1 protein-coding gene is annotated in these 6,990 nt (G+C 63.7%); it reads right to left on the bottom strand.

Features of this window, described 5'->3' with window-relative positions:
• Nucleotides 1–139 precede the first annotated feature (139 nt).
• The gene (locus tag K5E37_RS03065) at nt 140–6,550 is read right to left on the bottom strand and encodes a non-ribosomal peptide synthetase (protein WP_221533115.1); all 6,411 of its coding nucleotides are present in this window, start codon (nt 6,548–6,550) and stop codon (nt 140–142) included.
• Between the last annotated feature and the right edge of the window lie 440 nt (nt 6,551–6,990).

Genomic DNA, 6,990 nt, shown 5'->3' with positions numbered 1-6,990 from the left:
AGTCCGTGCGGCCGCGCGCAGCCTGGAAAAGCTAAAACATCGGGGCTTGGGTGTCTGACATGGGAAGCAGGGACAAGCCCCGTGACCGGACAGTCATGGCGTCGATCCGCGGGAACCGCGAATCGACGCCGATGTCGCCTCAGAGCCGGCGTTTGCGATTGAGCGTCGGTATGGTGGTTTGCGGGACTTCCACCTGTTTTGCCTGCGCCGAGGTCTGCGCCGCCAGCGCGGCCAGGGTCGGCTGGCTGAACAGCGTCCGCGCATCGACGTGCAGCCCGGCCTGACGCATGCGCGCCACCAGACTGACCGCCAGCAACGAATGCCCGCCGAGCTCAAAGAAGTGGTCGTTGCGCCCGACCTGCTCCAGTTGCAGCACCTCGGCCCAGATCTGCGCCAGCCGGATTTCGACTTCGCCCTCGGGCGCCTCATAGCGGCGACTGAGCACCGCCTCTGCCCCCGGTGCCGGCAAGGCTTTGCGGTCGACCTTGTCGTTGGGGGTCAGGGGCAATGCGTCGAGTTTCACGTAAGCGCCCGGCGCCATGTACTCCGGCAAACGCTCCAGCACATGGGCACGCAAGGTTTCGATGGGGGGCGCGTCGAAGCCTTCGCGCACGGTGAAATACGCCACCAGTCGCTCGTCCCGCACCAGCACCACCGTTTCACGCACCGCCGGGTGCTCGATCAGCCGCGCTTCGATTTCCCCCGGCTCCAGACGCAGGCCGCGCAGCTTGATCTGGAAGTCGTTGCGGCCGAGGAATTCGATGTTGCCATCCGCCCGGTAGCGCACCAGATCGCCAGTGCGGTACAGGCGATCACCGGCCACGAACGGGCTGTCGATGAAGCGCTCGGCCTGCATATCCGGCAATCCCCGATAACCCCGCGCAACCCCGACCCCGCCGATGTGCAAATGACCGCTGACGCCGAATGGCACCGGTTGATCGTGGGCATCCAGCACATAGAGCCGGGTGTTGCTCAGGGCCTTGCCGATCGGCACCACGGTTTCCGGCACCGGTTGATCCGGTTCCAGCGTCCAGCCGGTGCTGTCGACCGTGGTTTCGGTCGGGCCGTAGACGTTATGCAGACGCACCCACGGCAGGCGTTCGCGGACACGCCGGGCCAGTGCGGCGGTCAGCTCACCGCCACCGTTGAGCACGTCGGTCAGGCTGGTGCACTGGCTGACATCATCCTGTTCGATGAACTGTTGCAGCAGCGCCGGCACGAACTTGACCACGGTGATCTGCCGTTCACGAATCACCTGAGTCACATAGGCCGAATCGCGGTTGCCGTCGGGGCGCGCCAGCACCAGCCGCAGGCCGGAACACAGCGGCCAGAAAATCTCCCACACCGAACTGTCGAAGCTGAATGGCGCCTTCTGTAACAGCGCGCCGTGCTCGGTCGGCGGGCTGATCTGCGAGCCCCAGTGGACCATGTTGCAGGCGCTTCGGTGCTCGACCATCACGCCCTTCGGCGTGCCGGTGGAGCCCGAGGTGTAGATCATGTAGGCCAGGTTTGAAGCGCTCAGACCCGGTACTTGTAGGTTTTCAGTCGATGCGCCCTGCCAGATGCAACGGTCGAAATCGATGACCGGCACACCCGGATCGCCCAACAGATTGCGGGTGGTTTCGTGTACCAGCACCGCAACCGGCGCGCTGTCCTGCAACATGTAATGCAATCGATCCAGCGGATAGTCGGGATCCAGCGGCACATACGCGCCGCCGGCCTTGAGAATGCCGAGCAGGCCGACTATCAGATCCAGACTTCGCTCGACGCAGATCGCCACCCGCGAATCGGGTTGCACGCCGTGCTCGCGTAAATGATGCGCCAGACGGTTGGCCTGTTCGTTCAGCTGGCGATAGGTCAGCTGTTGCTCGCCAGCCTGCAATGCGATGGCGTCGGGCTTGCGTTGCACTTGTTGCTCGAACAGCACCTGAAGCGGCTGATCGAGCGGGCAATCGACTTCGCTGGCATTGAACTCGACCAGCAGTTGTTCAAGCTCCGCCGCCGGCAGGATCGGCAAGCGATTCAGCGGCTGTTGCGGGGTTTGCTCCAGGGCATCGACCAGTGCCTGCAACGCGGTTTGCACGTAGTCGCCGATGCGCTGCGCACCGATGCTCATCAGGGTCCGCGTGGTGATCTGCAAAGCGCTGCCCAGATCATCGACGCTCAGGGTCATCGGGTAGTTGGTGCGCTCTTCGTTCTCCAGGGTCTGAATGCCTTGCCAGGCTTGGTCCGACGCCGATTCCTGCGCCTCAAGGTCGGTGTGCCGATAGTTGAGCAACGCACTGAACAGCGGCGCCGGTGACGCGACACCGCTGCAACGCTGGGCCAGCGCCAGCGACGCGTGTTCATGCCCGAGCAACTCGGTCAGTCGGGCGTGGGTGAGCGGCACCGCATCGCGCGCGCCCCGGTCCATGTCCACCCGCAATGGCAAGGTGTTGATGAACACCCCCAGCGCTCGATCGGCACCCTCGCCGCCTTGCATCCGGCCCATAAAAACGCTGCCGAACACCACACGTTCCTGCCCCGAGGTCGCCGCCAGCACCTGCGCCCAGGCCAGGTGAATCAGGCTGGCCACGCTGACGCCCGCCTGCCGCGCCTGAAGGCGCAAACGCCGATCCAGTTCCGGCGCAAGCGTGCGCACGGCTTCGTCGATACCGCGCCCGTCGCCCTGCACATCCTGCAAGCCGAACGGCAAGGTTGGCTCGTCGATGTCGGCGAGCATCTCGCGGAAGAACGCTTCATGTTCCTGTTCGCTGACACCGAGCCGGGTCTGGGCCACGTAATTGCGATAAGGCACCGCTGGCGGCAGCGGTTCATCGAGCCCCAACAGGTTGGCGCGCATTTCCTGACGCAAGACTTCCAGCGCGATGTGATCCAGCGCCAGGTGATGGAACAACAGAATCGCCACGATCCGCCCATGAGCCGGGTCGCGGGCATACATCAGCCGGATCAGCGGCGCCTGACTGACGTCGATGCGATAACGTCGGGCATCGAAGCGCGCGTGCAGTTGCGCGAGGACATCGCCCTCGGCCGGATCGAGGGTGATTTCCTGCACCGGCAGTTCGGCTTCGCGCCAGACCACCTGCACCGGGGTGGTCAAACCTTCCCAGACCACCGCAGTACGCAGAATGTCGTGGCGCGCCATGACCTGACGTAACGCGGCCGCATAGGCCTCGACCCGCTCGACGCTGTCGAACGCCAGCTGCGATTGCAGCAGGTACGGATCGCCCTGCGCGGCAGTGATGTGGTGATAAAGAATGCCTTCCTGCAACGGCGCCAATGGATAAATATCCTGCACGTTGGCCGCCCCGCCCGGCACCGTGGCGATGATCCGGTCGAGGGTGGCCTGATCCAGTTCAACCAACGGCAACAGGTCCGGCGTGATCCGCGTGCAACCTTGCGGAATGCGGTTGGCCGGCACTTCGACCTCGCGGCCACTGCCCACCGACGCGGCCAGCGCCGCCAATGTCGGCTGGCCGAACAGCACGCGCACATCGCTGCTCATGCCGAGCTGACGCATGCGTTCGATCAGGTTGACCGCCAGCAACGAGTGCCCGCCCAGTTCAAAGAAGTGATCGTGACGCCCGACCTTTTCGACTTGCAGCACCTCGGCCCAGATCTGCGCCAGGAGGATTTCGACATCGCCTTGCGGGGCTTCATATTCGCGGCGGATCAACGCCTCAGGCCCCGGTGCCGGCAACGCCTGGCGATCCAGTTTGCCGTTGGCCGTCAGCGGCAACGCCGTCAAACGCACGTAGGCCGATGGCAGCATCGCGCTGGGCAGACGGGGCTTGAGGTGAGCATGCAGTTGCGTGATATCCAGCGGCTGGCGTTCGGTGAACCAGGCCAGCAACTGCCCGTCGCGCACCTGCACCACCGCATCGCGCACCGACTCATGGCTGCTCAACGCGGCTTCGATTTCGCCGGGCTCGATGCGCACGCCACGGATTTTCACCTGATCGTCGTTGCGGCCCAGGTATTCGATAGTGCCGTCCTGGCGCCAGCGTGCGAGGTCGCCGGTGCGGTACATACGTGCGTTTGGCTGGCGGCTGAATGGATCGTCGAGAAAGCGTTCGGCGGTCAGCTCCGGACGGTTGAAGTAACCCCGCGCCACGCCGGCGCCACCGACGTACAGCTCGCCGGCCACGCCAATCGGCACCGGACGCTGTCGGTCATCCAGCAGATAGGCCGTGGCATTGCTCACGGGTTTGCCGATGTGCAGCGTCCGGTCCGGTTCGATTCGGCCCGAGGTGGCGACCACCGTCGCTTCGGTCGGGCCGTAGTTGTTGATCACCGCGAACGTCTGCTCGCGATTGAACTGACGCAGGCGATCACCACCGATCAGCAGCGTGCGCAAGGTCGGGTGTTCGAGGTGACGACTGAAGGCGTACTCGGCAATCGGGGTCGGCAGGAAACTCACGTCCAGCGGCTGCGCGCGCCACCAGTCGAGCAGCGCGTCGATGTCTTCGCCGCCGTCGCGGGAAGGCGCCAGGTGCAGGGTCGCGCCGGCACACAGCGCGGGCCAGACTTCCCAGGCCATGGCGTCGAAGCCGAAGCCGGCGAGGCTTGAAGTGTGGCGACCGGCACACAGATCGAAGGCTGTGCAATGCCAGTCGACCAGGTTCGATAACGTGTGATGCTCGACCATCACGCCTTTGGGCTGGCCGGTGGAGCCGGAGGTGTAGATCACGTAGGCCAGGTGCGCGGTGGTCAGTCCCGAGACGTCGGGGTTGAGATCGTTGATCGGCCAGCCGCGCGAATCGATTTCGATCACCGGCACGTCCAGCACCGGCAAGCGTTCGCGCAGATCGCGCTGGGTCAGAACCACAACCGGAGCGCTGTCGCTCAATAAATAGCTCAAACGTTCCGCCGGATGGGCCGGATCGACCGGCACGTAACCGGCGCCGGACTTGAGGATCGCCAGCAGCGCGACCAGTGTGTCCAGCCCTCGGCGGGCGACCAGCGCCACGCGGTCATCGGGTCGCACGCCGAGCCCGATCAAATGATGGGCCAGAGCGTTGGCCTGTCGGTTCAGGTCGGCATAGGTCAGCCGCAAGTCCTGGAACTCTGCCGCCACCGCATCCGGTCGCATCGCCGCTTGCGCTTCGATGCGCTGGTGGATGGTCAGGTCATTGGGGAATTCAACGCGTGTGTCATTCCACTGCTGCAACAGCGCCGTTTCAGCCGGCAGGCTCAGGCTGAAATCGCCCACCGCCAGCGCCGGCTCTTCAAGCCCCTGCTCCAGCACCCACAGCAAGCGCCCGCTCAGCGCCGCGATTTCGTCGGCGTCAAAGTAGGCTTCGTTGTACACCATGTACAAACTGTCCTCGTCGTCGCCCCGGCTGCTCAGCAGGTGCACGGACAGCGGCGTGCCCTCTTCGTGGTTCGACACTTTGACCACCCGCCCCTGCGCATCGCCATAGCGGTATTCATGCGCGTCGCGCTCATAGGACACGGTCACTTCGAACAGCTGCGAGCGATCCTCGCGCAGCAGACCGAGTGCGCGGTTCATCTCGCTGAGGGGGAAACGCTGATGGCGGAAATCCTGTTTCAGTTCATCGCCAATCGCCTTGACCAGTGCCTTGAACGACAACTCGCGACCGAACCCCATGCGCACCGCGCTGACCTGGGTGAACAGCCCCAGGGTCGATTTGAACCGGGCGCCGGAACGGTTGAGCAGCGGCACGCCCACCACCCATTCGTCACGCTGGGCGCTGCGGCTGAAGTACACATGGATCGCTGCCAGCAGCACATGAAACGCCGACGCGCCGTACTCTCGGGCCACCTGCTTCATGCGTTCATGCAGGCGTGCCGGAAAGACTTGCGAGAAAATCCGCGTCGGTGCCGCAGCGCCGGCAAAGCGTTCCTGATAACGCGGCAACAACAGCGGCTCGGGACGGTGCTGGTATTTGTCCAGCCAGTACGCACGGTCACGGGCATAACGGGCGGACTGAAAATACCGCGCATCATCACGGATGAAATCGACATAGGACGGTGCCGAATCGGGCGGCTGCTGCCCGAGCGCCAGCGCGTTGTAAATCTCGTCGAGGGATTTGAGCATCTCGCCGAAACCCCAGCCATCGACGATCAGGTGATGTGCCTGGAGTGACAGCCAATGGCAGTCGTCATCGAGGCAGATCAGGCAAAACCGGAACAACGGCCCGCCGTTCAGTGTGAACCGCTGCTCAATGCATTCCTGAGTCAGTTGGCGTGCGGCGGAATAAGGGTCGGGATGGCTGCGAAAATCGTGCACCGGCATCGGCACCGGCATCGATTGCGCGAAACGCTGCAACGGCAGCCCATGCTCGCCGGCCCCCGGCAGCAGGCTGGTGCGCATGGCGTCATGCCGGGCCACGAGCCCTTCAAGCGCCGCCTGCATCAGCGCCGGATCCAGCGGCCCGGTCAGTTCGACATAGCCACCGATGTTGTACATCGGCGAGTTTCCCTGACGCACTTGATCGAGCCAGATGTCGCGCTGGGCAGCGGTCAGCGGGAAAGCCTCGGAAATCGCGGACAGACCGTCCGCCGCGTCGGCAGCAAATTGGTTCATAAGATCCATCTCACGTGATTTGGCGCGTATTCAAGCATCGGCCCCGAAATCGGCGTGACACGTGAAACCCGGACAACCCTGCCCACTTCGTACAGTCCTGCGAGCCAACAGGGCCGGATAAGTCAGCGATCCCCCTAAAAGTTCGGAAAGAAATGGCTGAAAATTCTGTAGGACAATCGCCACTCGCTGCTACCGACTAGCGCCTCGCAATTGTAGGGCGCGTCGGTCCGAGCCCCGGATTTCGGGGTTCGCACTAGACCGTACAGTCATGGACTACGAGAGCTTGCACATTGATCTGACAGAAACGTGACGCCATTTTTTCGGAAATGGTGGCACTTTGTGTCCCTGTTTTCCCCTACAGACGTAGGACAAATGCATAGGCTTAAATCCCGCTCCAGATCGATTTCAAGGAGAAAAGACTGGGTGGGCGTTTCACGGGT

This window comes from Pseudomonas sp. RIT778 (genome assembly GCF_019718735.1).
Classification (GTDB): Bacteria; Pseudomonadota; Gammaproteobacteria; order Pseudomonadales; family Pseudomonadaceae; genus Aquipseudomonas; species Aquipseudomonas aphyarum.
This window is presented reverse-complemented; position numbering and strand designations above follow the sequence as displayed.

What these genes read in the sequence shown, in the direction of transcription:
- K5E37_RS03065 (WP_221533115.1), bottom strand. Translation starts at nt 6,550, where the DNA reads ATGAACCAATTTGCTGCCGACGCGGCGGACGGTCTGTCCGCGATTTCC.